At 70.7% G+C, this 24565-nt stretch carries 22 protein-coding genes and 1 pseudogene; 5 read left to right on the forward strand and 18 right to left on the reverse strand.

Annotation, left to right across the window (positions count from 1 at the left end; translation table 11 throughout):
* Positions 1-91: 91 nt before the first annotated feature.
* Both OG510_RS14495 and OG510_RS14500 read right to left on the reverse strand, forming a co-directional pair.
* Positions 92-1308 (reverse strand): annotated as a pseudogene (locus tag OG510_RS14495) (IS110 family transposase).
* A 373-nt stretch (positions 1309-1681) separates the two neighbouring features.
* A complete protein-coding gene (locus tag OG510_RS14500) occupies positions 1682-2380 on the reverse strand; it encodes a hypothetical protein (protein ID WP_406137210.1) in 699 nt (232 codons plus the stop codon).
* A gap of 458 nt (positions 2381-2838) precedes the next feature.
* Here OG510_RS14500 and OG510_RS14505 point away from each other — a divergent pair, with 458 nt between their 5' ends.
* Positions 2839-4410, forward strand: a complete 1572-nt coding sequence (locus OG510_RS14505) for a DUF222 domain-containing protein (RefSeq protein ID WP_406137212.1) — start codon at positions 2839-2841, stop codon at positions 4408-4410.
* A 119-nt stretch (positions 4411-4529) separates the two neighbouring features.
* Here the strand turns inward: OG510_RS14505 and OG510_RS14510 are convergent, their stop codons facing one another.
* The 4 genes from OG510_RS14510 to tsaB are packed head-to-tail and all read right to left on the reverse strand — an operon-like array spanning position 4530 to position 7204.
* The gene (locus OG510_RS14510; protein WP_406137214.1) at positions 4530-4817 is read right to left on the reverse strand and encodes a hypothetical protein; all 288 of its coding nucleotides are present in this window, start codon (positions 4815-4817) and stop codon (positions 4530-4532) included.
* The gene (gene tsaD / locus OG510_RS14515) at positions 4814-5938 is read right to left on the reverse strand and encodes a tRNA (adenosine(37)-N6)-threonylcarbamoyltransferase complex transferase subunit TsaD (RefSeq protein ID WP_406137216.1); all 1125 of its coding nucleotides are present in this window, start codon (positions 5936-5938) and stop codon (positions 4814-4816) included. The genes OG510_RS14510 and tsaD overlap by 4 nt, the downstream gene beginning before the upstream one ends.
* On the reverse strand, positions 5931-6410 hold the full coding sequence (gene rimI, locus OG510_RS14520; RefSeq protein WP_406142397.1) for a ribosomal protein S18-alanine N-acetyltransferase: 480 nt from the start codon (positions 6408-6410) through the stop codon (positions 5931-5933). The genes tsaD and rimI overlap by 8 nt, the downstream gene beginning before the upstream one ends.
* Positions 6411-6427: 17 nt before the next feature.
* Complete coding sequence (gene tsaB, locus OG510_RS14525; protein WP_406137218.1) at positions 6428-7204, reverse strand: tRNA (adenosine(37)-N6)-threonylcarbamoyltransferase complex dimerization subunit type 1 TsaB; 777 nt, start codon at positions 7202-7204, stop codon at positions 6428-6430.
* A gap of 107 nt (positions 7205-7311) precedes the next feature.
* Between tsaB and OG510_RS14530 the strand changes: the two genes are divergently transcribed.
* Complete coding sequence (locus OG510_RS14530; protein ID WP_406137219.1) at positions 7312-7878, forward strand: hypothetical protein; 567 nt, start codon at positions 7312-7314, stop codon at positions 7876-7878.
* A gap of 204 nt (positions 7879-8082) precedes the next feature.
* Here OG510_RS14530 and OG510_RS14535 read toward each other — a convergent pair whose 3' ends face one another.
* The 7 genes from OG510_RS14535 to glmS all read right to left on the reverse strand — a co-directional run bounded on the left by OG510_RS14535 (position 8083) and on the right by glmS (position 15690).
* Positions 8083-8247 carry a hypothetical protein gene (locus OG510_RS14535; RefSeq protein ID WP_203599421.1) on the reverse strand — a complete coding sequence of 55 codons (165 nt, stop codon included), beginning with the start codon at positions 8245-8247 and terminating at the stop codon, positions 8083-8085.
* Positions 8248-8499: 252 nt separating this feature from the next.
* Positions 8500-9048, reverse strand: a complete 549-nt coding sequence (gene tsaE / locus OG510_RS14540) for a tRNA (adenosine(37)-N6)-threonylcarbamoyltransferase complex ATPase subunit type 1 TsaE (RefSeq protein ID WP_406137221.1) — start codon at positions 9046-9048, stop codon at positions 8500-8502.
* Positions 9020-10294, reverse strand: a complete 1275-nt coding sequence (locus OG510_RS14545) for an alpha/beta fold hydrolase (RefSeq protein WP_406137223.1) — start codon at positions 10292-10294, stop codon at positions 9020-9022. Before OG510_RS14545 ends, tsaE begins: the two co-directional genes overlap by 29 nt.
* 163 nt (positions 10295-10457) lie before the next feature.
* On the reverse strand, positions 10458-11597 hold the full coding sequence (gene alr / locus OG510_RS14550) for an alanine racemase (protein WP_406137226.1): 1140 nt from the start codon (positions 11595-11597) through the stop codon (positions 10458-10460).
* Positions 11598-11784: 187 nt separating this feature from the next.
* Positions 11785-13203, reverse strand: coding sequence for an NAD(P)H-hydrate dehydratase (locus OG510_RS14555; protein ID WP_406137228.1), 1419 nt, complete (start codon positions 13201-13203; stop codon positions 11785-11787).
* A 123-nt stretch (positions 13204-13326) separates the two neighbouring features.
* Positions 13327-13695 carry a holo-ACP synthase gene (locus OG510_RS14560; protein ID WP_406137230.1) on the reverse strand — a complete coding sequence of 123 codons (369 nt, stop codon included), beginning with the start codon at positions 13693-13695 and terminating at the stop codon, positions 13327-13329.
* 147 nt (positions 13696-13842) lie between these two features.
* On the reverse strand, positions 13843-15690 hold the full coding sequence (glmS, locus tag OG510_RS14565; protein WP_406137232.1) for a glutamine--fructose-6-phosphate transaminase (isomerizing): 1848 nt from the start codon (positions 15688-15690) through the stop codon (positions 13843-13845).
* A 268-nt stretch (positions 15691-15958) separates the two neighbouring features.
* On the opposite strand from glmS, the gene coaA reads away from it, so the two are divergent.
* Together coaA and OG510_RS14575 are read left to right on the forward strand one after the other, a co-directional pair.
* A complete protein-coding gene (coaA, locus tag OG510_RS14570) occupies positions 15959-16960 on the forward strand; it encodes a type I pantothenate kinase (RefSeq protein ID WP_406137234.1) in 1002 nt (333 codons plus the stop codon).
* A gap of 17 nt (positions 16961-16977) precedes the next feature.
* Entirely contained in the window at positions 16978-17922 is a 945-nt protein-coding gene (locus tag OG510_RS14575; RefSeq protein WP_406137236.1) for a DUF389 domain-containing protein, read from the forward strand.
* A gap of 171 nt (positions 17923-18093) precedes the next feature.
* Here OG510_RS14575 and glmM read toward each other — a convergent pair whose 3' ends face one another.
* From glmM to OG510_RS14595, 4 genes are all read right to left on the reverse strand, one after another.
* Positions 18094-19452, reverse strand: coding sequence for a phosphoglucosamine mutase (gene glmM, locus OG510_RS14580; RefSeq protein WP_406137238.1), 1359 nt, complete (start codon positions 19450-19452; stop codon positions 18094-18096).
* 174 nt (positions 19453-19626) lie between these two features.
* The gene (rpsI, locus tag OG510_RS14585; protein ID WP_371535952.1) at positions 19627-20163 is read right to left on the reverse strand and encodes a 30S ribosomal protein S9; all 537 of its coding nucleotides are present in this window, start codon (positions 20161-20163) and stop codon (positions 19627-19629) included.
* A gap of 44 nt (positions 20164-20207) precedes the next feature.
* Positions 20208-20651 (reverse strand): 50S ribosomal protein L13, encoded by a 444-nt coding sequence (gene rplM / locus OG510_RS14590; RefSeq protein ID WP_164266869.1) that lies wholly within the window; start codon positions 20649-20651, stop codon positions 20208-20210.
* A 306-nt stretch (positions 20652-20957) separates the two neighbouring features.
* Positions 20958-22577: an ABC-F family ATP-binding cassette domain-containing protein gene (locus tag OG510_RS14595; RefSeq protein WP_406137240.1), complete on the reverse strand. Its 1620-nt coding sequence runs from the start codon at positions 22575-22577 to the stop codon at positions 20958-20960.
* A gap of 95 nt (positions 22578-22672) precedes the next feature.
* Here OG510_RS14595 and OG510_RS14600 point away from each other — a divergent pair, with 95 nt between their 5' ends.
* On the forward strand, positions 22673-23569 hold the full coding sequence (locus OG510_RS14600; protein WP_406137242.1) for a hypothetical protein: 897 nt from the start codon (positions 22673-22675) through the stop codon (positions 23567-23569).
* A 125-nt stretch (positions 23570-23694) separates the two neighbouring features.
* Here OG510_RS14600 and OG510_RS14605 read toward each other — a convergent pair whose 3' ends face one another.
* On the reverse strand, positions 23695-24552 hold the full coding sequence (locus tag OG510_RS14605) for a polyprenol monophosphomannose synthase (RefSeq protein ID WP_406137244.1): 858 nt from the start codon (positions 24550-24552) through the stop codon (positions 23695-23697).
* Positions 24553-24565: the final 13 nt, after the last annotated feature.

Below are 24565 nucleotides of genomic sequence, written 5' to 3' on the forward strand. Positions count from 1 at the left end.
AGGGGCTTCCCCCGGGGGCTCCCGGGGGGTGCCTCTATGTCTTTCGTCAAGGCACTCCTGCCGGGTTTGGGGTGGTTCGGGGTTGCTGAGGTTATGCGGCGAGCTCGACGCCCTTCGGTGTCCGGGATTCGTAGAAGGTGCCGTCGCGGAGCATGGCGAACAGGACGCTGATGCGTTGGCGGGCGAGGCGGAGGAGGGCCTGGGTGTGGGTCTTGCCGCGGGCCCGTTGCCTGTCGTAGTAGGCGCGGGAAGCCGGATCGGCGTTCATGCAGGCGAAGGCGGACAGGAACATCGCCCGTTTGAGTTGCCGGTTGCCTCCTCGGGGTGCGTGTTCGCCGTGGATCGAGGTGCCGGACTGCTTGGTGGTGGGGGCGAGTCCGGCGTAGGAGGCGAGGTGGGCGGCGGTGGGGAAGCTGGTGCCGTCGCCGACGGTGACCAGCAGGACTGCGGCGGTCCTGACGCCGACGCCGGGCATCGACGTCAGGACCGGGGAAAGAGGGTGAGCCTCCAGCAGGGTGTTGATCTGGGCTTCCATCGCCCGGCGCTGGGTGTGGACGGCGGTCAGGGAGGCGGCCAGAGAAGGGATGACGATGTCGAGGGTGCCGGTGCCGGGGACCACGACGGTCTGTTCGTCGAGGGCGTCGAAGACGTCGTCGATCAGTCGCTGTGCCATGCGGGGGCTTTGGGGCGGATCAGTTCCACGAGTCTGCGTCGGCCGGCGTTGCGCAGGGCGGCCGGGGATCCGTAGCGCTCCAGGAGCCAGGTGACGGCCTGGTGGTCGAGGCGGGGACCCAGAACGCGCTCCAGGCTGGGGTGGAACTGGGTGAGCAGGCCGCGTATCCGGTTGGACGTGCGGGTGGCCTCGGCGGCGAGGTCCTGGTCGAAGCCGACAAGGACCGTGAGTTCGGCGGTGATCTCGTCGGTCAGCTCCAGCGAGCGCAGGGTGTGCGGCATGGTGCGGGCCGCGTCCGCGATCACGGCGGCGTCTTTCGCGTCGGTCTTCGCCTCGCCCGGGTAGAGGTCGGCGATCCGCCGCATGGCCAGGCCGGGCAGGTAGGCGACGCGGCAGCCCGCGTCCCTCGCGACGGTCAGCGGCAGGGCGCCGATGGAAGCGGGCTGGTCGACAACGACGAGGACGGTGCCGAACTTCGCGGCCAGTTTGTCGAACACGGCCCGCAGCCTGGGTTCGCTGTTGGGCAGGGGCTTGTCGAAGACCTTCTTCCCGGCCGGGGTGAGTCCGTGACCGTGATGGGCACTTTTGCCGACGTCCAGGCCCAGGAATACGCCGACATTTTCAATCTCGGACATCGTTCCCTTTCCGGGGTGTTGACGGTGCCGGCCTCGGCTTGGGTGTCGTGCTCGCGCATCCACGTTATGCAGACCTGCCGCCCGCGAACTGTCCGGCATTGCGCCGGGCCGGACGGTGGCCGGACCTCTGATCAGCGTCTCCGACGGACACCTCTCGGGCCCGGTGAACACCACCCCCCAGGTCATGCCTTCGACAGGGGGCAACAGTCATGCCGGGCCCGGAGGCCAGCGGCCCCATTGCGGAGCCGCGGAAAACATAACGGGGCTGGTAGGGAAACGGGGCATTGGGGGGCGCGGGCGCAGGTGCCTCAAAGGCGGGAACTGGTATACGCCGTTCCATGGCGCGGGCGCGCGGCCGCGCGCCCAGGCGGTGTCACTCTTGCAGCAACTCCGCCGCGAGACGTTTGACCTGGTCGGCGAGGGGGCGCTGCGCCGGCTCGTGGTGGGCGGCCGCGTCGGCCAGCCGGACGACATCCGTCCGCCACCGGCCGCTGGCCCGCCCGTCGGCGCCGACCCGGCGCAGACCGCGCTCCAGGAGGCCCTCTGCCACCTCCGGCTGCCCGCGCAGCACCGCCTTGACGACCGCCACGGCGTTGGCGAGCGCGCTGGCCGCGAGAGACCACTCGGGATCTTCCGCCACGGCTGGAGTGCAGCCGTCCTGCGCCCGACCACTACCCGTCGGGCCTACCGCCCCCGCTGGATCTACCGCTCCGTCGGAGACTGCCGTGATCTCCAGGTCCAGCCGCCAGAACAGCGGCATATCCCGGAAAGTGAGAAACAACAGCCTTCGGTCGCACGACTTTTGGGTATCCGGGTCACTGCGCAGCGAGACGACGTCACGAACCGCTCCCAGGCAGGGCCCGACGGCGGCCACACAATCGCTGAACTGCGCGTACGGCACCGCCCAGGCAAGGTCGATATCGCTGTACGGATCAGCCATACCCCGGGCGAGCGAGCCGCGCAATGCCGCCACCGACCCGGCGCACCGCGCCGCGAGCGCGCTCTGCAACTCGTGAGCGAAGGCATCCCGGCGGGCCGGGTCGAGGTCCATGGCGGGCGGCACGGGAGACATGGCGCCACAGCGTAAGGCACGTCGGTCCCTGGACCGACTCGTCCAGTGCGACCCCCGGGCCCCACAGGCCGGCGAGAGCGACAGAACTGCATGGCATCGCGCCTCCCTCACACGGCGGCTGAGGGTCGAGATGTTGAGTTCCACGTTCCGGATCTGCCATTCAAATGAGTGAAAGCACTTCACGAACTGGCATTACTACGGAGAGTGAGCAACGATAGGAGGGTGAGTCGCCCAAGAGGTGGCGAGAGTTGAGGCCAATCACGGGGGTGTGGGCCATGACCATCCAGACGGATCAGACGAACCGAATGGCAGGGACCAGCCGGTCAATTCGGCCCGTCCACGCAACACGGACCATCCGGGCGGCGCGGATCGGGGCCGCCCGGTCGGCACACGCAAGCCAGACCGCAGTACTGGACAGAGCAAAGCCCGAACCAACTGCTTCTACAGGCCCACTTGGCATGTCGGCCGGACCGGACGAGCCCAGCGAACCGGACGGACTGGACGGACTGGACGGGCTGGACGGGCTGGACGGGCTGGACGGGCTGGACGGGCTGGACGGGCTGGACGGGCTGGACGGGCTGGATAAAAGCTTCCAGCTCGAACTGCCCGGTGCGCCCGAAACCCAACCCGATCCACCAGTTCCCTCAACTCCCCACAATCCTCCAGCATCATCAGCTCCACCGAAGCCAGCCGACCCTCAGACAGCCGACGACTGGGCCGCCCACCTACGGGAGACAACTCCGTCAGCCCAGACTGCAGCGCTCCTCGGTGCCCTGGAACCGAAGAAGCTGTCGCCACGCGGACGTATCGATGCTCTGGCCGTCCTGGAGCGCCACGCTGCATGGTTCGCTGCCCGGCAGGTCCATCTGCTGGCAGACATCGCCACGCATGCCGAGACCGCACTGCCCTCCAACGACGGTCACATCGACACTCAGCTCCTCAACCACGGTGACTACGCGGTCGAAGAGGTGGCGTGCGCCCTGCGTATCAGTAACGCGACCGCCACCGAGCGCCTGCAGATCGCCAAGGAACTGGCCGGGCAGTACGCCAACACGCTCGGCCTGCTAGAGGGCGGAGAGATCTGCTACATGCAGGCCAGGAACCTGGCCAACGCCTGCCGGGTCCTGGAACCCGAGGCGGCAGCCCGAGTCGAGTCAGCCATGGCGACGAGGATGCCCACCCAGGCCACCGGCCAGAGTTCCCGAGCGCTGCGCCGACAAGTGATCAAGGCAGACCCCGAGGGCTACCAGCGCCGGCTGGAACTGCGGACGAAGGAGCGGGAGATCGTTCGCTATCCGCAGGATGACGGCATGATCACGTGGGGCGCCACGGTGCCGGCAGAGCTCGGAGCGCGCTTCGACCAGGCAGTCGACGCCCATGCCACGACGCTCGTCGTGGACGACCGCACCCTCAGCCAGCGCCGAGTGGATGCCCTGGCTGATCTCATCCTCAACCGGCCGGTTCTGCTGAGCAGTTCCAAAACTCCTACGGAAGCCGAGACACCCGCAGGACTCTCCGGCCGGCCTCCCGCCGCCACCGCACTCGTGCACGTAACCGTGCCCCTCGACGTACTGGTCGGTGCGAGCGAAGACCCGGCGGAGCTGAAGGGCTACGGCCCCATCACCGCACTGCAGGCCCGCACTATCGCCTTCGCCGAGGGAACGATCTGGCGCCGCCTGATCACTCACCCGAAGACCGGATTGCTCATCAAGACCGACCCCACCACCTACCGCCCCACCGCCGAAGCCGAACACCATGTCGTCGCCCGGGACCAGCAGTGCGCCTTCCCCTCCTGCCGGATGCCCGCGCAGCGATGCGACCTCGACCACATCAAGGAGTTCGATCACGACCATCCCGAGTCGGGCGGTAAGACAGTCCCGGAGAACCTCATCCCGATCTGCCGTCGCCATCACTTGATGAAGCACCGCGGCAGCTGGACCGTCACACGGGACTCGGTCACCGGAATCACCACCTGGGTCAGTCCGACCGGCCACATCTACCTCAACACGCCGCGAAACTACGCGGAATAACAAAGGCGACAGGGCAACTGACACCGACAGCCGACCCGCTGTGGCAGCAGCAACAGCCAACAGAGCCAAGCCATAGAGCCACAGCCACAGCCACAGCCACAGCCACAGCCACAGCGGGCCTACTCCACCCCGACTGATTCAAAGCGCCAGCGGTGGACCGCGCGGGTGATCAAACTGGCGTCAGGTTCGGGGAGTTCGGGGAGCTCTGCATCGTAAGGTGCGTCCCACCAGGTGAGGACCAGTACCCGGTCCTGAGGAGCACGCAGAAACTCACGGCGCAGCGGCCCCCTCGTTCCGCCCGCTCCCACACGGAGAGCCGGTGCCTGTGACTCCCGCCGCACCCAGTCCAGCAGTTCGGCGCCCCTGCCATCCGCCGCGCGGGCCTCCCACATCAGCGCGACGGTCATGAGTAGAGATTGTCCTTGCTGATTTCGTGGACATGATCATGATCATGTGCAGGACCACCTGCCCCGTTGCCCCGGGCCACCCCAGGCACATGCGGGTCCGTCACCGGCAAGGAGGAGTCGGCGGACAGGTCCCAGTCCGATGAGGCCCTGTTGCGCGCCACCATCTCCGCACCGAGCGCCGCAACCATTGCGCCATTGTCCGTACACAGCCCGGGGCGCGGCACTCGCAACCGGATGCCTGCCCGCTCGCACCGCTCCTGGGCGAGGGCGCGGAGCCTGGAGTTGGCGGCGACACCGCCACCGATCATCAGATGGTCGACGCCCTCGTCCTTACAGGCACGGACCGCCTTACGCGTGAGCACATCGACGACCGCCTCCTGGAAGGACGCCGCAACATCCCTTATCGGAAGCTCCTCGCCGGCCGCCCGCTTCGCCTCGACCCAGCGCGCCACAGACGTTTTGAGCCCAGAGAACGAGAAGTCGTACGCGGCGTCACGCGACCCGGTCAGCCCGCGCGGGAACGCAATCGCTCTGGGGTCACCCTCCCTGGCCAGCCGGTCGATGACCGGTCCACCCGGAAAACCGAGGTCCAGCACCCGCGCGATCTTGTCGAAGGCTTCACCGGCCGCGTCGTCGATCGTCGCACCCAGGGGCCGGACATCCGAAGTGATGTCGGGCGCCAGCAACAGCGAGGAATGACCGCCCGACACGAGCAACGCCATGGTCGGCTCGGGCAGCGGTCCGTGCTCCAGCTGGTCCACACAGATATGGGAGGCCAGATGGTTGACGCCGTACAGCGGTTTGCCCAGCGCGTATGCGTACGCCTTCGCAGCGGATACACCGACCAGCAGCGCCCCCGCGAGGCCGGGGCCCGCCGTCACAGCGATGCCGTCGAGGTCCCTCGCAGCGACCCCGGCGTCCTTCAGCGCACGTTCGATGGTCGGGACCATCGCCTCCAGGTGCGCCCGCGAAGCGATTTCAGGCACGACCCCGCCGAAGCGGGCGTGCGTGTCGACGCTCGATGCGACAGCGTCGGCGAGCAGTGTCGTGCCACGGACGATCCCGACCCCCGTTTCGTCGCAGGAGGTCTCGATACCGAGTACGAGAGGTTCGTCAGCCATGGATCTCTGTTCCTTGTGCAAGGCCCATTTCCGGGCGCAGTTCGAGGCGCATGACGAGCGCGTCCACATTGCCCGGCTGGTAGTAGCCGCGGCGGAAGCCGATGGGCTCGAAGCCGAAGCGTTCGTAGAGTTTCTGGGCACGGATGTTGTCGACCCGCACTTCGAGAAGGATCTCGGCGCACTCGAAGGCGGTGGCGTGTTTGAGGAGATCGCTGAGCAGCTCGGCGCCGAGCCCCGTCCCCCACTGGTCCTTGGCCGAGGCGATCGTCTGTACGTCGCCCATGCCGCCGACAGCCGCGAGCCCCGCGTAGCCGACGATCCGCTCGGCCGTCTCCGCGACCACGTACCGGCGGGTCGCGTCCGCGCCTCGCGCGTGGGCCAGTTCGGACCAGAACATGCCCTCGGACCAGGCGTCATCGGGAAACAGTTCGTGTTCGAGCTCCAGCACGGGGGCAATGTCCCACCAGCGCATCTCACGCAGTACGGCTGTCACTGCGGGGTGACCACCTTGTAGTTCTTGGGCACCTGGGCGTCAGGTCGCCGCAGATAGAGCGGTGTGACCGGAAGGAAACCTTCAGCGACCACCACACCGCCCCGCCCCGCCCGGGCCCGCTCGGCACCGCCCTCGTCAGCATCGATCCCGCCGGCATCGATCCCATCGGCACTGATTCCGCCCGCGCCAACCCCGCCGACGCTGTTTCCCCCCGCCAGCTTCTCGGCCGCCAGTGCCGCGAGGGCTCCAGCCGATACGTTTTCCGGAGCTCGGGCGTCGGGGAAGGTGTCGGGATAGAGCAGGGCCCCAGCCCCCACCGCGGGCAGTCCCGCGACCTGTTCGGCAATGTCCGCGGGCCGGTCCACGGCGGGCTCGCCCAGCCGGGTACGGAATCCGTCGTACCGCGCCCAGTAGACCTCCTTGCGCCGTGCGTCCGTCGCGACGACGAAGGGGCCGTCGAGCCCGGACGCGTAGGCGAGGCCGTCCAGCGTGCACAGCCCGTACACGGGTACGCCCAGCGCCGAACCGAACGTGGCGGCCGTCACCAGCCCGACGCGCAGCCCGGTGTAAGGTCCCGGCCCGACGCCGACGACGATGCCCGTGACGGCGTCCAGTTTCAGCCCGGCTTCGGCCAGGACATGGTCGACGGCGGGCAGCAGCAGTTCTCCATGACGGCGGGCGTCGGTCCGACTGGACTCGGCGACCACGGATGTTCCGTCGTGGAGGGCAGCGGTGACGGCGGGCGTGGCGGTATCAACGGCGAGCAGGAGCACACAAACAGCCTACGGCTCCCGCGACGGGGGCACGGCGCCCCGTCCCGTCAGCCCGCTGCTGCTAACGTCACCGGGAATTCGTACGTACGAGAAATGGGGAGCCTCAGGTGTCAAGGAGCAGCTCGGGAATCGTGGCCGGGCTCACCGGGGCAGCTCTTGCCGCGGTCGGCTTCCTCGCCTACCAGGCATCGGCGAATGCCCCCGCCGATCTCTCGTCCCCCAAGCCCTCGTCCTCAGCGTCCTCCCCTGCCAACCCGTCCGGCACCCCGACGAAGCCGGGAAAGCAGAACAGCCACGCGGTGCCACCGGACTCGGGCACCGGCTCCCGTGTCGTGTACTCGCTCAGCGCGAAGCGGGTGTGGCTGGTGAGCGACACCGGCACCGGCGTACGGACCTTCGAGGTCATGCCGAGCGCGGTCAGCCCACGGCCGGGGTCGTACCAGGTGACGTCGCGCACAGGCAGCACGGTGGGCTCCGACGGGGTGCCGATCGAGCACGTGGTGCGCTTCGCGAGCGTCAAGGGCGTGACCGTCGGGTTCAGCGCTGCTACGGACAACTCGATGTCGAGCCCCGATCCGGAGCAGAAGACCGGCGGGATCCGGATGAAGCGCGCCGACGGCAACGCCATGTGGCCGCTCGCGACGTACGGCACGAAGATCGTCGTGGTGCCGTAGCCGCGGCTACGCGTCGACGCGTGGCCGCCTGCCCGGCTCGTACTGGCCGTGGCGGCAGGCCCCGGCGAGGGTCCGGAGGGCTTTCCGTGCGGTGGTTCGAGGGGTCCGGCACAAGCCTGCGGCCCGCCGTACAAACCCACGGGCATGCCGCTCGCCCCACGCACCCGCCGCCGCTGCCGGCTGCCGGCCTATAACCCGAACGGATTACGCGGCGTCGCGCTCCTCCTCGGGCTCCCCAGTGACGGAGGCGGGCTCCGGCTCGGGGGCGCGCGGCGGTGTGGACACGGCGTTCGCCGCCTCGCAGGAGGCGAGCAGATCGCGCATCGACATGGGGGACGGCGACTGCGCTTCGGTCTCCGATGCGGACATGGCTGCCTCCTCGGTCAGGCATGGTTAGGTAGACCTAACCAGGTCTTGGTATCCATGTGACCACGCCCGGTGGGATCTGTGCAACACCTTGCCGACGGCTTGTCGGAAAGTACGGGGTGAATTTCCGCATGCGTGCGCGAAAACCTCAGGCCCGCAGGACGCCCGGCCCTTCTCCCCCGGCCCCTCGGCCCGCTCCGCATCCCCGGTTTCGGCCGGTTTCAACGCTCTCCCGTTCGGGCCCTCCCGACCCGATCAGTCCTCCGCGAGCGCACGGAGCCCGTCGAGACCCGCCCGCTGGGTATCCTCCGCCCAGCGCGCGCCGACCCCGCTGACCGTCACCACACGGCGTTCGTCGTCCGTGTCGCCCACGCCACGCTCGATGACCACCCGGAGCCGGTCGTCCGACAGGTCCTCGACCTTCCCGTCCCCCCACTCGACCACGATCACCGAGTCGGGCAGCGAGACGTCCAGGTCGAGATCCTCCATCTCGTCGAGCCCGCCGCCCAGCCGGTACGCGTCCACGTGCACCAGCGCGGGACCGGCGCCCAGCGGCGGATGGACACGGGCGATGACGAAGGTCGGGGACGTGACCGCCCCGCGCACGCCCAGGCCCTCGCCCAGGCCGCGTGTGAGGGTGGTCTTGCCCGCGCCGAGTTCGCCGGAGAGCATCACGAGATCGCCGGGGCGCAGCAGTACGGCGAGGCGACGGCCCAACTCCTGCATACGGTCGGGGGAGTCGATGGTCAGACGGGTGGCGAATGCGGCGGCCGTGTCAGCTGCCGGGCTGTGCGGGGCTTCCATACAGGCCAACGTTAGCGTCTGCCGGCAGCGCGCCCGTCCTCGCCAGCAGCTCGGCCAGCCGACCCGTCACGATCCCGGGATGTTCGAGCATGACCAGGTGCCCGGCGTCGGGGACGAGGACCAGTTCGGCCGCGCGCAGCAGATCGGCGATGATCTGGCTGTGCGCGCTGGGTGTCACCAGGTCGTTCTCGCCGGCCAGAACGAGCGCGGGCACCTCGCCGAAGACCGTGGCCAGCGCGTCCGCCTTGTCGTGGTCGGTGAAGGCCGGATAGAACTCCGCGACCACATCGATCGGCGTCCCCTCGATCAGCCGCTCCGCGAACCGGGCCACACCGGGGTCGACGTCCTTCGAACCGAACGAGTACCGCTTGACCAGTCCCGCGAACAGGTCCGCCGTGGCCCGCCTCCCCCGCTCCACCAGCTCCGTCTGGGAGCCGAGCGCCTTCAGTACGCCGGGGAGCACACGCCGTACCGCGTTCACGCCCGCCACCGGCAGCCCGAAACTGACCTCGCCGAGCTTCCCGCAGGAGGTGCCGACGAACGCGGCGCCCACGACGCGGTCCCTGACCAGGTCGGGGAACTGATCGCCGAGCGCCATCATCGTCATGCCGCCCATCGAGTGCCCCACCAGCACCAGAGGCCCCTCCGGCGCAGCAGCGTCGATGACGGCCTTCAGATCCCGGCCGAGCTGGTCGATGGTGAGCGGTACGCCGTCGGCCTGCGCCCTGCCGCGTTCCGAGCGGCCGTGGCTGCGCTGGTCCCAGTGGACGGTACGGACGACACCACGCAGCGCCGCGCGCTGGAAGTGCCAGGAATCCTGGCTGAGGCAGTAGCCGTGCGAGAAGACGACCGTGACGGGCTGAGCCGCCGCCCCGCGCCGGGAGGACCGCCGTTTACGCGCCCCGGCCGACCCCGCAGCCCCCGCAGCCCCGGCTGACCCCGCCGACTCAGCCGGCCCGGCTGCCCCGCCGTCACCCGCTTCGTCGACCTCGTAGTAGATCCCGGTGCCGTCGTCGGCGGCCGCCCGGCCCGGTGTGCCGCGCAGGGAGCCGTACGGACCCGATGCGTCGAGAGCGAGCCGTGCCTTCTTGCGCATGCCGCGGCCGACCGTCAGCCGCTCGACCGCCACCCCCGCGGCCGCACCGGCGGCGAGCACGCCGATCGCCGCGCCGGCGAAGCCACTGGCCCTGCGCCAGTTGGCGCCCGCCACGGCCTGGGCCACATTCGCGCTGGTGCTCTCGCTCACCGTGCCGCTCTCCAACTGATCGTCCGACTACTGAACCAATGCCCCTCAACATCCCTCAACATAGGGACAACAGGCCACGTAGGGACAACGGGCAACACAGGCGCATCGGCTACTGCACGGCTACTGCACGTCCGGCCCAGGCCCAGGCCCCGGCCCCGGCCCCTCATTCACCATTCACGTACACACGGTCCACCCGCGGCCCGATGCGGGTGACGATCTCGTACGCGATGGTGTCCGCGGCCCGGGCCCAGTCCTCGGCGGTCGGCTCGCCCCGGTCGCCCGGCCCGAACAGCACGGCCTCCGCGCCCGCGGGGAGTTCGTCCCCCTCCAGGTCCACGACGAACTGGTCCATGGCGACCCGTCCCGCGACCCGCCGCAGTCTGCCGCCGACCAGCACGGGGCCCTTCCCCGAAGCGTGGCGCGGGACACCGTCCGCGTAGCCGAGAGGGACCAGGCCGAGGGTGGTCTCTGACGGGGTGACGTAGTGGTGGCCGTAGCTGACGCCGTGCCCCGCCGGTACGTGCTTGACCATGCCCAGGCGGGCGCTGAGCGTCATGACGGGGCGCAGGCCGAAGTCGGCGGCGCTGCCGAGCTGCGGTACGGGCGAGATGCCGTAGAGCGCGACGCCCGGGCGGATCAGGTCGTACTGCGTATCGGGCAGTGTCAGCACGGCCGGCGAGTTGGCGATGTGCCGGACCTCGGGGCTGAGCCCCGCCTTCTCGGCGTACGCGATGGCCTCGTCGAAGCGGTCCTTCTGCGCGGTGATGGACGGATGGCCCGGCTCGTCGGCGCAGGCGAAGTGCGACCAGATCCCGGTGACGACGGCCAGCCCCTCGGCCTCGGCTGCGACAGCGGCGCCGACGAGTTCCGGCCAGTCGGCGGGCTGGCATCCGCCGCGGCCGAGGCCCGTGTCGGCCTTGAGCTGGATACGGGCTGTACGACCGCTCGCCCGGGCCGCGGCCCGCACTTCGTCGAGCGCCCACATCCCGCCGACGGACACGTCGATATCGGCCTCGATCGCCTCGCGCCACGGCCCGCCGGGCGTCCACAGCCAGCAGAGCAGTCGGGCCCCGATACCGGCCGCGCGCAGGGCGAGAGCTTCCTGCGGGGTCGCGGTGCCGAGCCAGTCCGCTCCGGCCGCCAGTGCGGCCCTGGCACAGGGCAGCATGCCGTGGCCGTACGCGTCAGCCTTGACCACAGCCATGAGCTGGGCACGGGGCGCGCGGGCGCGCAGCGCGCGCACATTGGCGCGCAGCGCGCCGAGGTCGATCTCGGCGCGCGCTCGCATGGGTTCCCCGGTCATGTCCGTGCCTCAGTCATCTGTCCGTCCCCGTCATCGCGCCCAGTCTCTCAGAGCGCGGGCCCCTGCCCCTCGGAGCCGACTCCCGCCCGACGGGGCCGGACAGACCCGCCCGTCATCGCCCCCGTCCGCCCCCGTCCCCCTCGCCCTCACCACAGGCACCTCACCCTGCGCACCCACAGCCAGCACCTCACCCGCGGACGTCCCGCCAGGCCCCCGCGATCCCGTCCGCCACGTCCTGGGCGACCACGGCCGCCCCGCCCGAAGCCCGGCGTGCCGCCAGGCCGTGCAGATAGGCCGCCACGGAGCCCGCGTCCCGGGCCTCGAGTCCGGCCGCGAGCAGCGAGCCCGCCAGGCCCGACAGCACGTCGCCGCTGCCCGCCGTGGCCAGCCAGGGCGTACCGGTCGGGTTCACCCGGACCGGCGTGTCGCCCGAAGGGGCCGCGACGAGGGTGGTCGAGCCCTTGAGCAGTACGGTCGCTCCGTAACGCGAGGCCAGCGCACGCACCGAAGCGAGCCGCGCCCCCTCGACCTCCTCGCGTGACACGTCGAGCAGCGCGGCCGCCTCGCCCGCGTGCGGGGTGAGCAGCGTGGCCGCCGACCGGGCCCGTACGGCCGACGCGTCCAGCAGCCGCAGCCCGTCCGCGTCCACCAGGACCGGAACGTCGGACGCCAGTACGTCGTCGACCGCCGATGTGTCGTCCCCGAGGCCGGGGCCCACGACCCACGCCTGGACGCGTCCCGCCTTGGCCGGCGGCCCGGCGTGCACCAGGGTCTCCGGGAACCGTGCGATCACCGCGTCGGCCGCGGGCCCCACGTACCGCACCGCCCCTGCCCCGCCGCGCAGCGCCCCCGCCACGGCCAGCACGGCCGCCCCCGGATAACGCGCCGACCCGGCGACGACGCCGACGACGCCCCGCCGGTACTTGTCGCTCTCCGCCGAAGGTTCCGGCAGCAGCTCCGCCACGTCCGCGTACTGCAGCGACTCCAGGTCCGGTACGACGGGCAGGTCGAGACCGATGTCCACGAGGCGCAGGGCCCCCGCGTACTCGGCGGCCGGGTCGATGAGCAGCGCCGGCTTGTACGCGCCGAACGTCACGGTCGCGTCCGCCCGCACCGCCTCACCGACGACCTCGCCCGTGTCGGCGGACACCCCGCTCGGCAGGTCGACGGCGACCACCGGCACCGCGTCGGACACCGCCCAGAGCGCGGCCACCGCGTCGGGCCGCAGTCCGCCCCGGCCGCCGATCCCGGTGATGCCGTCGACCACCAGGTCGGCCCGGCCGACCACCGATACGTCGTCGACCCGGCCGCCCGCCGCGAGCAGCGCCCGCAGGCCGCCCTGGTGGGCCCGGTCGGGGGACAGCAGCACCGCCGCCACGCCGGCGCCGCGCCGGGCCAGCCGTGCGCCCGCGTACAGGGCGTCTCCCCCGTTGTCCCCGCTGCCGACGAGCAGCACGACCCGTGCGCCGTACACCTTCCCCAGCAGGTCCGCGCAGGCCGCGGCGAGTCCGGCCGCGGCCCGCTGCATGAGGGTGCCCTCCGGCAGCCTCGCCATCAGTTCGCGCTCGGCGGTCCGTACGGTTTCCACGCTGTAAGCAGTACGCATGTCTCAACCCTCCACTGTCGTCCCGCCGCACTCAACCGCCCGCGACCCACGCCACGCCGACCTCACCCGGCCGCCCGCGCCGAGGTACCGACCCCCGAGGCCGCCCGCCACCGGGCCCTGCCCTCACCCCTCTGCGATCACGACGGCCGAGGCCACCCCCGCGTCATGGCTGAGTGAGACATGCCACGACTGCACGCTCAGTTCGGCGGCCCGCGCCGCTACCGTGCCGGTCACCCGCAGCCGGGGGCGCCCCCCGTCCTCCACGAACACCTCGGCGTCCGTCCAGCGCAGCCCCCCGGGTGCGCCGAGCGCCTTGGCCAGCGCCTCCTTGGCCGCGAAGCGGGCGGCCAGCGACGCGATGCCCCGCCGCTCGCCGCCCGGGAGCAGCAACTCCTCCGGGAGGAAGAGCCGTTGGGCCATTTCCGGGGTCCGCTCCAGCGCCGCGGCGAAGCGTTCGATCTCCGCGACATCGATCCCGACTCCGACAATCACCCGGCCACCCCCTGCCTCACGTACTGCCCCTGCCTCACGCGCTTCACGTGCCTCACGTACTGCCCCTGCTTCACGTACTGCCCCTGCCTCACGCATTTCCCCCGCTTCACTCACTTCACGTACTTCACGCAGCCGCCGCTCCCCCGGTCACTCGACCGTCACCGACTTCGCCAGGTTGCGCGGCTGGTCGACCTCGTTGCCGCGGGCCGTCGCCAGTTCGCAGGCGAAGACCTGGAGCGGGACGGCCGCGACCAGGGGCTGCAGCAGGGTGGGCGTGGCCGGGATCCGGATCAGATGGTCGGCGTACGGCACGACGGCCTCGTCCCCCTCCTCCGCGATGACGATGGTCCGCGCACCGCGCGCCCGGATCTCCTGGATGTTCGAGACCATCTTCCCGTGCAGCACGGACCGCCCGCGTGGCGACGGCACGACGACGACCACCGGCAGATCCTCCTCGATCAGCGCGATGGGGCCGTGCTTGAGCTCGCCCGCGGCGAATCCCTCCGCGTGCATATAGGCGAGTTCCTTCAGCTTCAGCGCACCTTCCAGCGCCACCGGATACCCGACGTGTCGGCCCAGGAACAGCACGGTGTCCTTGCCGGCGAGCGACCGCGCCAACTCCCGTACCGGCTCCATCGTTTCCAGCACCCGCTCGACCTGGCGGGAGATCGCCGACAGCTCGCGGATGACGGCCCGGATCTCGTCCGCCCACTTCGTCCCGCGCACCTGGCCCAGATACAGCGCGACGAGATAGCAGGCCACCAACTGCGTCAGAAAAGCCTTGGTCGACGCGACGGCCACCTCGGGTCCGGCGTGCGTGTAGAGCACCGCGTCCGACTCCCGCGGGATGGTCGACCCGTTGGTGTTGCAGATGGCCAGCGCCTTGGCGCCCTGCTCGCGGGCATGACGCAGCGCCATCAGGGTGTCCATGGTCTCGCCGGACTGCGAGATGGCGATCACCAGCGTCTGCTGGTCGAGGATCGGGTCCCGGTAGCGGAACTCGCTGGCGAGTTCGGTCTCGCAGGGGATCCGGGTCCAGTGCTCGATGGCGTACTTGGCGATCATCCCCGCGTGGAACGCGGTCCCACAGGCGACGATGACGACCTTGTTGATCTCGCGCAGCACCGCGGCCGGAATCCGGACCTCGTCGAGTGTCAGCAGCCCGCCGGTATCGATACGCCCCAGCAGGGTGTCGGCGACAGCCTTCGGCTGCTCGGCGATCTCCTTGAGCATGAAGTAGTCATAACCCCCCTTTTCCGCCGCTGAGGCGTCCCAGTCGACGTGGTACGAACGGACGTCGGCCGGCGCCCCCTCGAAGTCGGTGACGAGCACGCCGTCCCGGCGGAGCTCCACCACCTGGTCCTGCCCCAGCTCGATCGCGGACCGCGTATGGGCGATGAACGCGGCCACGTCCGACGCCAGGAAGGACTCACCCTCTCCAACGCCCACCACCAGCGGCGAGTTCCGCCGCGCGCCGACCACCACATCCGGTTCGTCGGCGTGCACCGCGACCAGGGTGAACGCCCCGTCGAGCCGGCGGCACACCTGCCGCATCGCCTCCGCCAGGTCCCCGCACGAGGAGTACGCCTCGGCCAGCAGATGCGCCGTGACCTCCGTGTCGGTCTCGGACGCCAAGTCGTGCCCGCGTCCGGCCAGTTCGGCGCGGAGCGCGGCGAAGTTCTCGATGATCCCGTTGTGGACGACGGCGACCCGGCCCGCGTCGTCCAGGTGCGGGTGCGCGTTCGCGTCGTTGGGCGCCCCGTGCGTGGCCCAGCGGGTGTGCCCGATCCCCGTGACCCCGGCCGGCAACGGCCTCTCGACCAGCTCCTTCTCCAGATTGGCGAGCTTCCCGGCCTTCTTCGCCGCCGCCAGCCCGCCGTCGGCGAGCACCGCCACGCCCGCCGAGTCGTAGCCCCGGTACTCCAGCCGCTTGAGACCCGCGATGACAACATCCAGCGCCGACTGCCCGCCGACGTACCCCACGATTCCGCACATCCCGGCAGCCTACGGCGGACCCGCCCACGGACCGGACTTCACCGGGCCCGCAGCGGTCACCCGGGCCGTCCCGGAGCGGACGGCCCGGGTGGCGCGGCCCGAACGGCCCACCCCGAACAGCCCACCCCCGGGATGCCCCGGACCCGAGTCCCACAGCCCCGAGTCACGCAGCCCCGAGCTACTCAGCGCCCAGCCATACACCCCCGAGTGACGCACCCCACCCGCCACCGCCGCAACACAGCCGCAGCACAGCGGCCACAATGAACGGGTGATCTCTCCGGTCTCCCCGCCGCCGCGGAGCGCCCACCGGCCCAGGCCGGAGGCGACTCCCTACGTCGACCTCACCCGTACCGAGTGGAGCGCCCTGCGCGAGAAGACCCCGCTGCCGCTCACCGCCGACGAGGTCGAGCGGCTCCGCGGGCTCGGGGACGTCATAGACCTCGACGAGGTGCGCGACATCTACCTTCCGCTGTCCCGGCTGCTCAACCTGTACGTCCAGGCGTCGGACGGGCTGCGCGGGTCGCTCAACACCTTCCTGGGTGACGCAGGCAACGGCCACGGCACCCAGCACGGCACCCCCTTCGTCATAGGGGTCGCCGGGAGCGTCGCGGTCGGCAAGTCCACCGTCGCCCGCCTGCTGCAGGCGCTGCTCGCCCGCTGGCCCGAGCACCCGCGCGTCGAGCTGGTCACCACCGACGGATTCCTGTACCCGATGGAGGAGTTGAAGCGGCGCGGGCTCATGGGCCGCAAGGGTTTCCCCGAGTCGTACGACCGCCGCGCCCTCACCCGGTTCGTCGCGGACGTGAAGTCCGGCCGGGACGAGGTCACCGCCCCCGTCTACTCGCACCTGATCTACGACATCGTGCCGGACGAGCGGCTGACCGTACGCCGCCCCGACATCCTCATCGTGGAGGGGCTGAACGTGCTGCAGCCCGCGCTCCCCGGCAGCGACGGCCGCACCCGCATCGGGCTCGCCGACTACTTCGACTTCTCCGTGTACGTGGACGCGCGCGCCGAGGACATCGAGAGCTGGTATCTCAACCGGTTCAGGAAGCTGCGCGCGACCGCCTTCCAGGACCCCTCCTCGTACTTCAGGAAGTACACCCAGGTCTCCGAGGAGGAGGCACTGGAGTACGCGCGCACCATGTGGCGGACCATCAACAAGCCGAACCTGGTGGAGAATGTGGCACCGACGCGCAGCCGTGCCACCCTCGTCGTGCGCAAGGGACCCGACCACAAGGTCCAGCGTCTCTCGCTGCGCAAGCTCTGATCTCCTGGAGTATCCGCGTGCTGCATCTGCGCCTGATCGTGCCCGCCGACCGTACGGACGAGGTCCTGCGGCTGCTGGGCGGCACCGTGGGCTCCACCCATCTCGTGGTGCTGCCGGGGGCGGCCCGCAATCCGCCGGGCGACCTGGTGATGTGCGATGTGGCGCGCGAGGCGGGCGACGACCTGATCGGCGCGCTGCGCGGGCTCGGCATCGACAGGGCCGGCTCGATCACGGCCGAGAACATGGACCTGACACTCTCCGCGCACGCCGACGAGGCCGAGGCCGAGGCGCCCGGTGAGGGCTCGGACGCGGTGCTGTGGGAGGAGCTGACGCAGGCGACCGACGAGGAGTCCACGTTCAGCGTCACCTATGTGGCGTTCATGACCGTCGCGACGATGCTGGCCGCCTGCGGTGTGATGCTCGACAACGCGATCCTGATCGTGGGGGCGATGGCCGTCGGGCCCGATTTCGGGCCGCTGGCGGGGATCTCGACGGCCCTGGTGCAGCGGGCTCCGCGGCTGGTGGGGCGGTCGCTGACGGCGCTGATCGGCGGGTTCGCCATCGCGATGGTGCTGACGGCCGGGTTCGCCTGGATGATGAACGCCCTCGGGCTCTTCACCCTGCGGATGGTCGAGGCGGACCGCCCCAACACGTCGTTCATCTGGCAGCCGGACCGGATGTCCTTCGTGGTGGCGTTCCTCGCCGGGATCGCGGGGACGCTGTCGCTCACGTCGGCGAAGTCGGGGGCGCTGATCGGTGTGGCCATCTCCGTGACGACGGTGCCGGCGGCCGCCAATGCCGCGGTGGCGTTCACGTACGGCGACTACGGCCAGACCTGGGGTTCGGCCAGCCAGCTGCTGGCGAACCTCGGCGGGATCGTGGTCGCGGGCACCCTGACGCTGCTGGTCCAGAAGGGACTGCTGTCGGTACGCCGCCACCGCGCACCGGCACGGCGCGCCTGAGGGCGCACCTGGCCCAGCACCGGTCCGCCGGTCCGCTGCACGAGACAGACCTCTGCGTACACAGGCGTACGTACACAGGTGCCCGCCCGCAAGCATCGCGGGCGGGCACCTGGCACCTGGCTACGTCGAACGGTCCGCGGCGGGCTCGAAAGGCCGACCGGGCAACGGGCTCTATCCCAGCGCCGACTTGACCACGTCGGCGAGGCGGGCCGCCACCGTCTTCGCCTGGTCGATGTCCGCGGCCTCGACCATGACCCGGACCAGCGGCTCCGTGCCCGAGGGGCGCAGCAGTACCCGGCCGGTCGCGCCCAGCTCACGCTCGGCCTCGGTCACCGCGGCCCGCAGCTCGGCCGATGTCGCGACCCGTGACCTGTCCACGTCCGGCACATTGACCAGGACCTGCGGCAGCCGCACCATCACACCCGCCAGGTCGGCGAGGGTGCGGCCGGTGGCCGCGACCCGGGCGGCCAGCATCAGCCCGGTGAGCGTGCCGTCGCCGGTCGTCGCGTGGTCGAGGACGATGACATGGCCGGACTGCTCGCCGCCCAGCGCGTAGCCGTGTTCCTTCATCGACTCCAGGACGTAACGGTCACCGACGGCCGTCTGGACCAGCTCGATGCCCTCGCGTTCCATGGCCATCTTGAAGCCCAGGTTGGACATCACGGTGCCCACCACGGTGTTCCCGCGCAGGGTGCCCGCCTCGCGCATGGCGAGGGCCAGGACGGCGAGGATCTGGTCGCCGTCGACCTCTTCGCCTGCCGCGTCCACGGCGAGGCAGCGGTCGGCGTCGCCGTCGTGCGCGATGCCGAAGTCGGCGCCGTGTTCGACCACGGCGGCCTTGAGCAGCGCCAGATGGGTCGAGCCGCAGCCGTCGTTGATGTTCAGCCCGTCGGGCTCGGCGCCCAGGGTGACGACCTCGGCGCCGGCCCGGGCGAACGCCTCGGGCGAGACACGGGACGCCGCGCCGTGCGCCTCGTCGAGGACGACCTTGAGGCCGTCGAGCCGGTTGGGCAGGACACCGATGAGATGGGCGACGTACTGGTCGAAGCCCTGGTCGTACGTGCGGACCCGGCCGACGCCCGCGCCCGTCGGGCGCTCCCACGGCTCGCCGGTGCGGTGCTGGTCGTAGACCGTCTCGACGCGGTCCTCCAGCTCGTCGGCGAGTTTGTGGCCGCCGCGGGCGAAGAACTTGATGCCGTTGTCCGGCATGGCGTTGTGGCTGGCGGAGAGCATCACGCCGAAGTCGGCGCCCAGCGCACCGGTGAGATACGCCACCGCGGGGGTGGGCAGCACACCGACGCGCAGGACGTCCACGCCCGCGCTGGCGAGGCCCGCGACGACGGCGGCCTCCAGGAACTCTCCGGACGCACGCGGATCGCGTCCGACCACCGCTTTCGGCCGATGGCCCTCGAACGTGCCCGCTTCCGCGAGTACGTGCGCCGCCGCGACCGAGAGACCGAGCGCGAGCTCCGCCGTCAGGTCCACGTTGGCGACACCGCGCACACCGTCCGTGCCGAAGAGTCGTCCCACTGCTGTCCTCCGAAAAGCTCCGCGAAATTCCGAATACCCAGGTCTCTGAGCGCTGTGAACGTCTTGTGCCGTTATACGCCGGAGGACCTGATAAACGAACGCCCCGGCAGCACAGAAGGTGCCGCCGGGGCGAACGTACGAACAGGGTCGTGCATACGGCCCTGCAAGCCGTGATTAGCGCTTGCTGTACTGCGGGGCCTTACGGGCCTTCTTGAGACCGGCCTTCTTGCGCTCGACCGCACGGTCGTCGCGGGAGAGGAAGCCGGCCTTCTTCAGCGTGGCGCGGTTGTTGTCCACGTCCGCCTCGTTCAGCGAGCGGGCCACACCGAGGCGCAGGGCACCGGCCTGACCGGACACGCCGCCACCCGAGATGCGGGCGATGACGTCGTAGCGGTTGTCGAGCTCGAGCACCTTGAAGGGCTCGTTGACTTCCTGCTGGTGCACCTTGTTGGGGAAGTAGTCCTCAAGGGTGCGACCGTTGATCTTCCACTTGCCGGTGCCCGGAACGATCCGGACGCGGGCGATGGCGTTCTTGCGACGGCCAAGGCCGGCGGCCGGCTGCGGGTCGCCGAAGCGGCCCGCGAGCGACTCGCTGGTGTACTCGCCCTCGACGGGAACCTCGGACTCGAAGGTGGTCACCTCGGCGAAGGTCTCTTCGCCCTCGGTGCCCGCCACGTCGTCGGTGGGCGTCTCTGCAGTGGTCTCGGCCACGATTCTCCTCAGATCTTTCTGTACGTCTTAGGGGGTGGCCGGAACTACTGCGCGACCTGGGTGATCTCGAACGGGACAGGCTGCTGGGCAGCGTGCGGGTGCTGGTCTCCCGCGTAGATCTTCAGCTTCGAGAGCACCTGACGGCCCAGGGTGTTCTTGGGGATCATGCCCTTGATGGCCTTCTCGACGGCCTTCTCGGGGCTCTTCTCGAGCAGCTCGTCGTAACGGACCGAACGCAGACCACCCGGGAAGCCGGAGTGGCGGTACGCCATCTTCTGGGTCTTCTTGTTGCCGGACAGGTGAACCTTGTCGGCGTTGATGATGATGACGAAGTCACCCATGTCCATGTGCGGGGCGTAGATCGCCTTGTGCTTGCCCCGCAGGAGGGTGGCGGCGGTCGTCGCCAGACGGCCGAGGACGATGTCCTGGGCGTCGATGATGTGCCACTGGCGAGTGACATCGCCGGGCTTAGGGCTGTACGTACGCACTTCGTAGCCTTCGCTTCTTCAGTGGATGGGGTCCAGACACATGGCACCGCTGAAGCGATCGTGCAGCTGGGGCTCACAGTGCCGGGGACGCTGCCCGTATGCGAACCACTGGTAACTGCTCCAGGGAACCTACGTAAGGGCCCTTCGCGTGAGAACGACGAAGCCAATACGTATAACAAGACCCGAGAGTACCCGCGCCGCGCCGCCCCGGTCAAAACGCCTCGGCACCACGGCCGGACCGCCCTCGAGCCCGACGGGCCGCGTCCGCCCGGAGCTCGCGCGGGATCGCCGGACGTACCGGCCGGGTCATCTGGCGCGCACCACGCGCCGCTCGTCCCACACCGGCTCGGGCGTCTCCCGTACGACACCGTCCGAGCCGAAGACCAGATACCGGTCGAAGGACTTCGCGAACCAGCGGTCGTGGGTGACCGCGACCACCGTCCCCTCGTACGCCTCAAGACCCTCCTGGAGCGCCTCGGCCGACTCCAGGTCCAGGTTGTCCGTCGGCTCGTCCAGGAGCAGCGCGGTCGTGCCGGCCAGCTCCAGGAGCAGGATCTGGAAGCGTGCCTGCTGGCCGCCCGAGAGCCGGTCGAAGAGCTGGTCGCCCTGGCGTTCCATCTCGTAACGGCGCAGCACGCCCATGGCCGCGCCCCGGGCCTTCGCGTGCTCCGTCCACAGGATGTCGACGAGTGTGCGGCCCAGCAGTTCCGGGTGCGCGTGGGTCTGCGCGAAGTGGCCCGGTACGACGCGGGCGCCGGTCCTCCACTCGCCGGTGTGGGCGACGTCGCCGCCGGCCAGCAGCCGCAGGAAGTGGGACTTGCCGGACCCGTTGGAGCCGAGCACCGCCACCCGCTCGCCGTAGAAGATCTCCAGCGAGAAGGGCTTCATCAGCCCGGTCAGCTCAAGGTTCTCGCAGGTCACGGCCCGTACGCCGGTGCGGCCGCCGCGCAGCCGCATGCTGATCTCCTGCTCGCGCGGCGGCTCGGGCGGCGCGCCCGCCTCCTCGAAGCGCTGGAAGCGGGTCTGCATGGCGTGGTAGCGCGAGGCCATGTCGGGGCTGCTCGCCGCCTGGTTGCGCAGCCGCAGCACCAGGGCCTTCAGCCGGGCGTGCTCCTCGTCCCAGCGTCGCTTGAGCTCCTCGAACCGTGCGAAGCGCTCCTTGCGGGCCGCGTGGTACGTGTCGAAGCCGCCGCCGTGCACCCACACGTCCGAGCCGGCCGGGCCGGGCTCCACGCTCACGATCTTCTCGGCGGCCCGCGACAGCAGCTCCCGGTCGTGGGAGACGAAGAGCACCGTCTTACGGGTCTCCTTGAGCCGCTCCTCCAGCCAGCGCTTGCCCGGCACATCGAGATAGTTGTCCGGCTCGTCGAGGAGCAGCACCTCGTCGGGTCCGCGCAGCAGCGCCTCCAGGACCAGGCGTTTCTGCTCGCCCCCGGAGAGTGTCCGCACCTGACGGAACTGCGCCTTGTCGTACGGGACGCCGAGCGCCGCCGTGGTGCACATGTCCCAGACGGTCTCGGCCTCGTACCCCTGCACCTCGGCCCAGTCGCTCAGGGCCTGCGCGTACGACATCTGAGCGGACTCGTCGTCCACGGTCATGATCAGGTGCTCGGCGGCGTCCACGGCGCGGGCCGCTTCGCGGATCCGGGGCTGGGCGACCGAGACGAGCAGGTCGCGGACCGTACGGTCGTCGCGGACCGAGCCGACGAACTGCCGCATCACACCGAGCCCGCCGCTCACCGACACCGTCCCGCCGTGCGGCTGTATCTCCCCGGCGATCAGCCGCAGCAGGGTGGTCTTGCCGGCGCCGTTGGCACCGACCAGCGCCACGACGGTGCCGTCACCCACCCGGAACGAGGCATCACCGAGCAGCACCCGCCCGTCCGGCAAGTAGTACTCGAGATGGCCCGCTTCAAGATGTCCCATGCACCGGATTGTCGCCCACGGACGCCCCTGGAAGGCAAACGGATTCCGGCGCCCTGCGGGCTCCGGGCATACGGAGCACGATTAGTATGCGCGCCATGAGCTTCGGGCAAGGGGGGCCCTCCTGGGGGCCGGGGGATCCACAGCGGAACAACAACGCGGGCGGACGGTGGCAGTCTCCGGACGGCCAGGGGTCCGGCGGGACACCGGACTGGGCGGCACTGGCCGACGAGAGCGCGGCGCGCGGCCGGCGCAAGAAGCTGCTGTTCATCGGCGGCGGGGTGCTGGCCACCGCCGTGGTGGGGGCGCTCGTCGCCGCCGTGGTGGTGGCCGCGGGCAACGGATCCGACACATCGGGCAAGGACCTCCCCTCCCCCGAGGCCCTGCCGAGCAAGAGCGGCGAGGCCCTGCCGTCCTTCACGCCGAAGGCCCCGGCTCCGCCGCCCAACCCCAAGGACTTCATCTCCAGCTCGAAGAAGGACAAGGCGCCGCTCAGCGCCGCCACCCTCTTCCCCGGCGCGAAGATCGCGGTCGGCGACCACACGTACGCGAAGGCCGCCACCCACCGCACCACGGCCTGCGCCTCCGTCACCCAGGGCGCGCTCGGGTCCGTGCTGGTCAACAACGGCTGTGGGCAGGTCATCCGGGCGACGTTCAGCAAGGGCGGTGTCGCCGTGACCATCGGGGTGGCCGTCTTCGACACCGAGGCGCAGGCCCAGAAGGCGATGAAGCAGTCGGCCGGGGGCGTCGCGTCGCTCAACGGCGCGGGCGTTCCCACCTTCTGCCGCAACGGCTCGGTCTGCCGCAGGACCGCCAACGCCTACGGCCGCTACGCGTACTTCACGGTCGGCGGTTTCACCAGCGGCAAGAACGTCACCCAGTCCGACGCCACTGTCTTCACGGCCGGTGACGACGTGGCGGAGTTCACCTTCCGGCAGATCGTGGCGCGCGGCCAGGCACAGGCGTCGGCGGCGGCCGGCGCACCGGCGAGCTGAACCACCGGCCCGGCTCCGGGCCCTGCCTGCCCGCCCACCTGCCTACTGCCTGCGTGCCCGCTCAGCACCCGCCCGGCTGCGGCCCCCGCCCGGCTGCGGCCCCCTGCCCTACCTGCGCGCCCGGCTCAGCTCCCGCCGCTGCCGCTGCCACTGCCGTTGCCGTTGCCGCCCCCGCTGCCGCCCCGGTGGCGCAGCCGCAGTCGCAGCGGCACCAGCGCCGACTCGATCTGCGTCGCGAGGTTCATCTTCGACACCCCGTCGGTGCGCTCCTCGAAGCGGATCGGGATCTCCACACCGCTGAAGCCGAGGCGCGTCGCCAGGAACTTCAGCTCCACCTGGAAGCTGTATCCGGCGCTGCCCAGCGTCGTCAGGTCCACCGCGCGCAGGGTCCGCGCCCGCCACAGGTTGAACCCGGCGGTGATGTCGCGGATCCGGGTGTCCAGGATGGTGCGCGCGTACTGGTTGGCGAAGCGCGACAGCGCCTTCCGGTGCACGCCCCAGTCCTCGTCCAGCGAGCCCCCGTCGACATACCGGCTGCCGACGACGAAGCCCGCCCCGGTCGCCAGCGCGGTGCCCAGCAGCTGCGGCACCACCTGCGGGGGGTGGCTGCCGTCGGCGTCCATCTGTACGACGTACTCGGCGCCCTCGTCCAGCGCGGCCAGCATCCCGGCCGCGTAGGCGCGCCCCAGGCCGTCCTTCCCGGTGCGGTGCAGCACGGTCATCCGCGGCCGCGCCCCGTCGGCGCCCGCCTCGTCCCGCCGGTCGGCGTTGTATCCGGCGGCCAGTTCATCCGCCAGCCGGCCCGTGCCGTCGGGGCTGGCGTCGTCCACGACCTTCAGCTGCAGGCCGGGCAGCCCCAGGGCCAGCACGGCCTCGGCGGTCCGCGGCAGGCTGGCCGCCTCGTTGTACGTCGGCATCACCACGGTCAGCGGCAGCGTGCCCCACTCCTGGGGGAGCTGCCCGGTCGCGGAGGGCTGGGGCATCGGATCTCCGTAC

The sequence above is a fragment of the Streptomyces sp. NBC_01089 genome (assembly GCF_045162975.1).
In the GTDB taxonomy this organism is placed as follows: Bacteria; Actinomycetota; Actinomycetes; order Streptomycetales; family Streptomycetaceae; genus Streptomyces.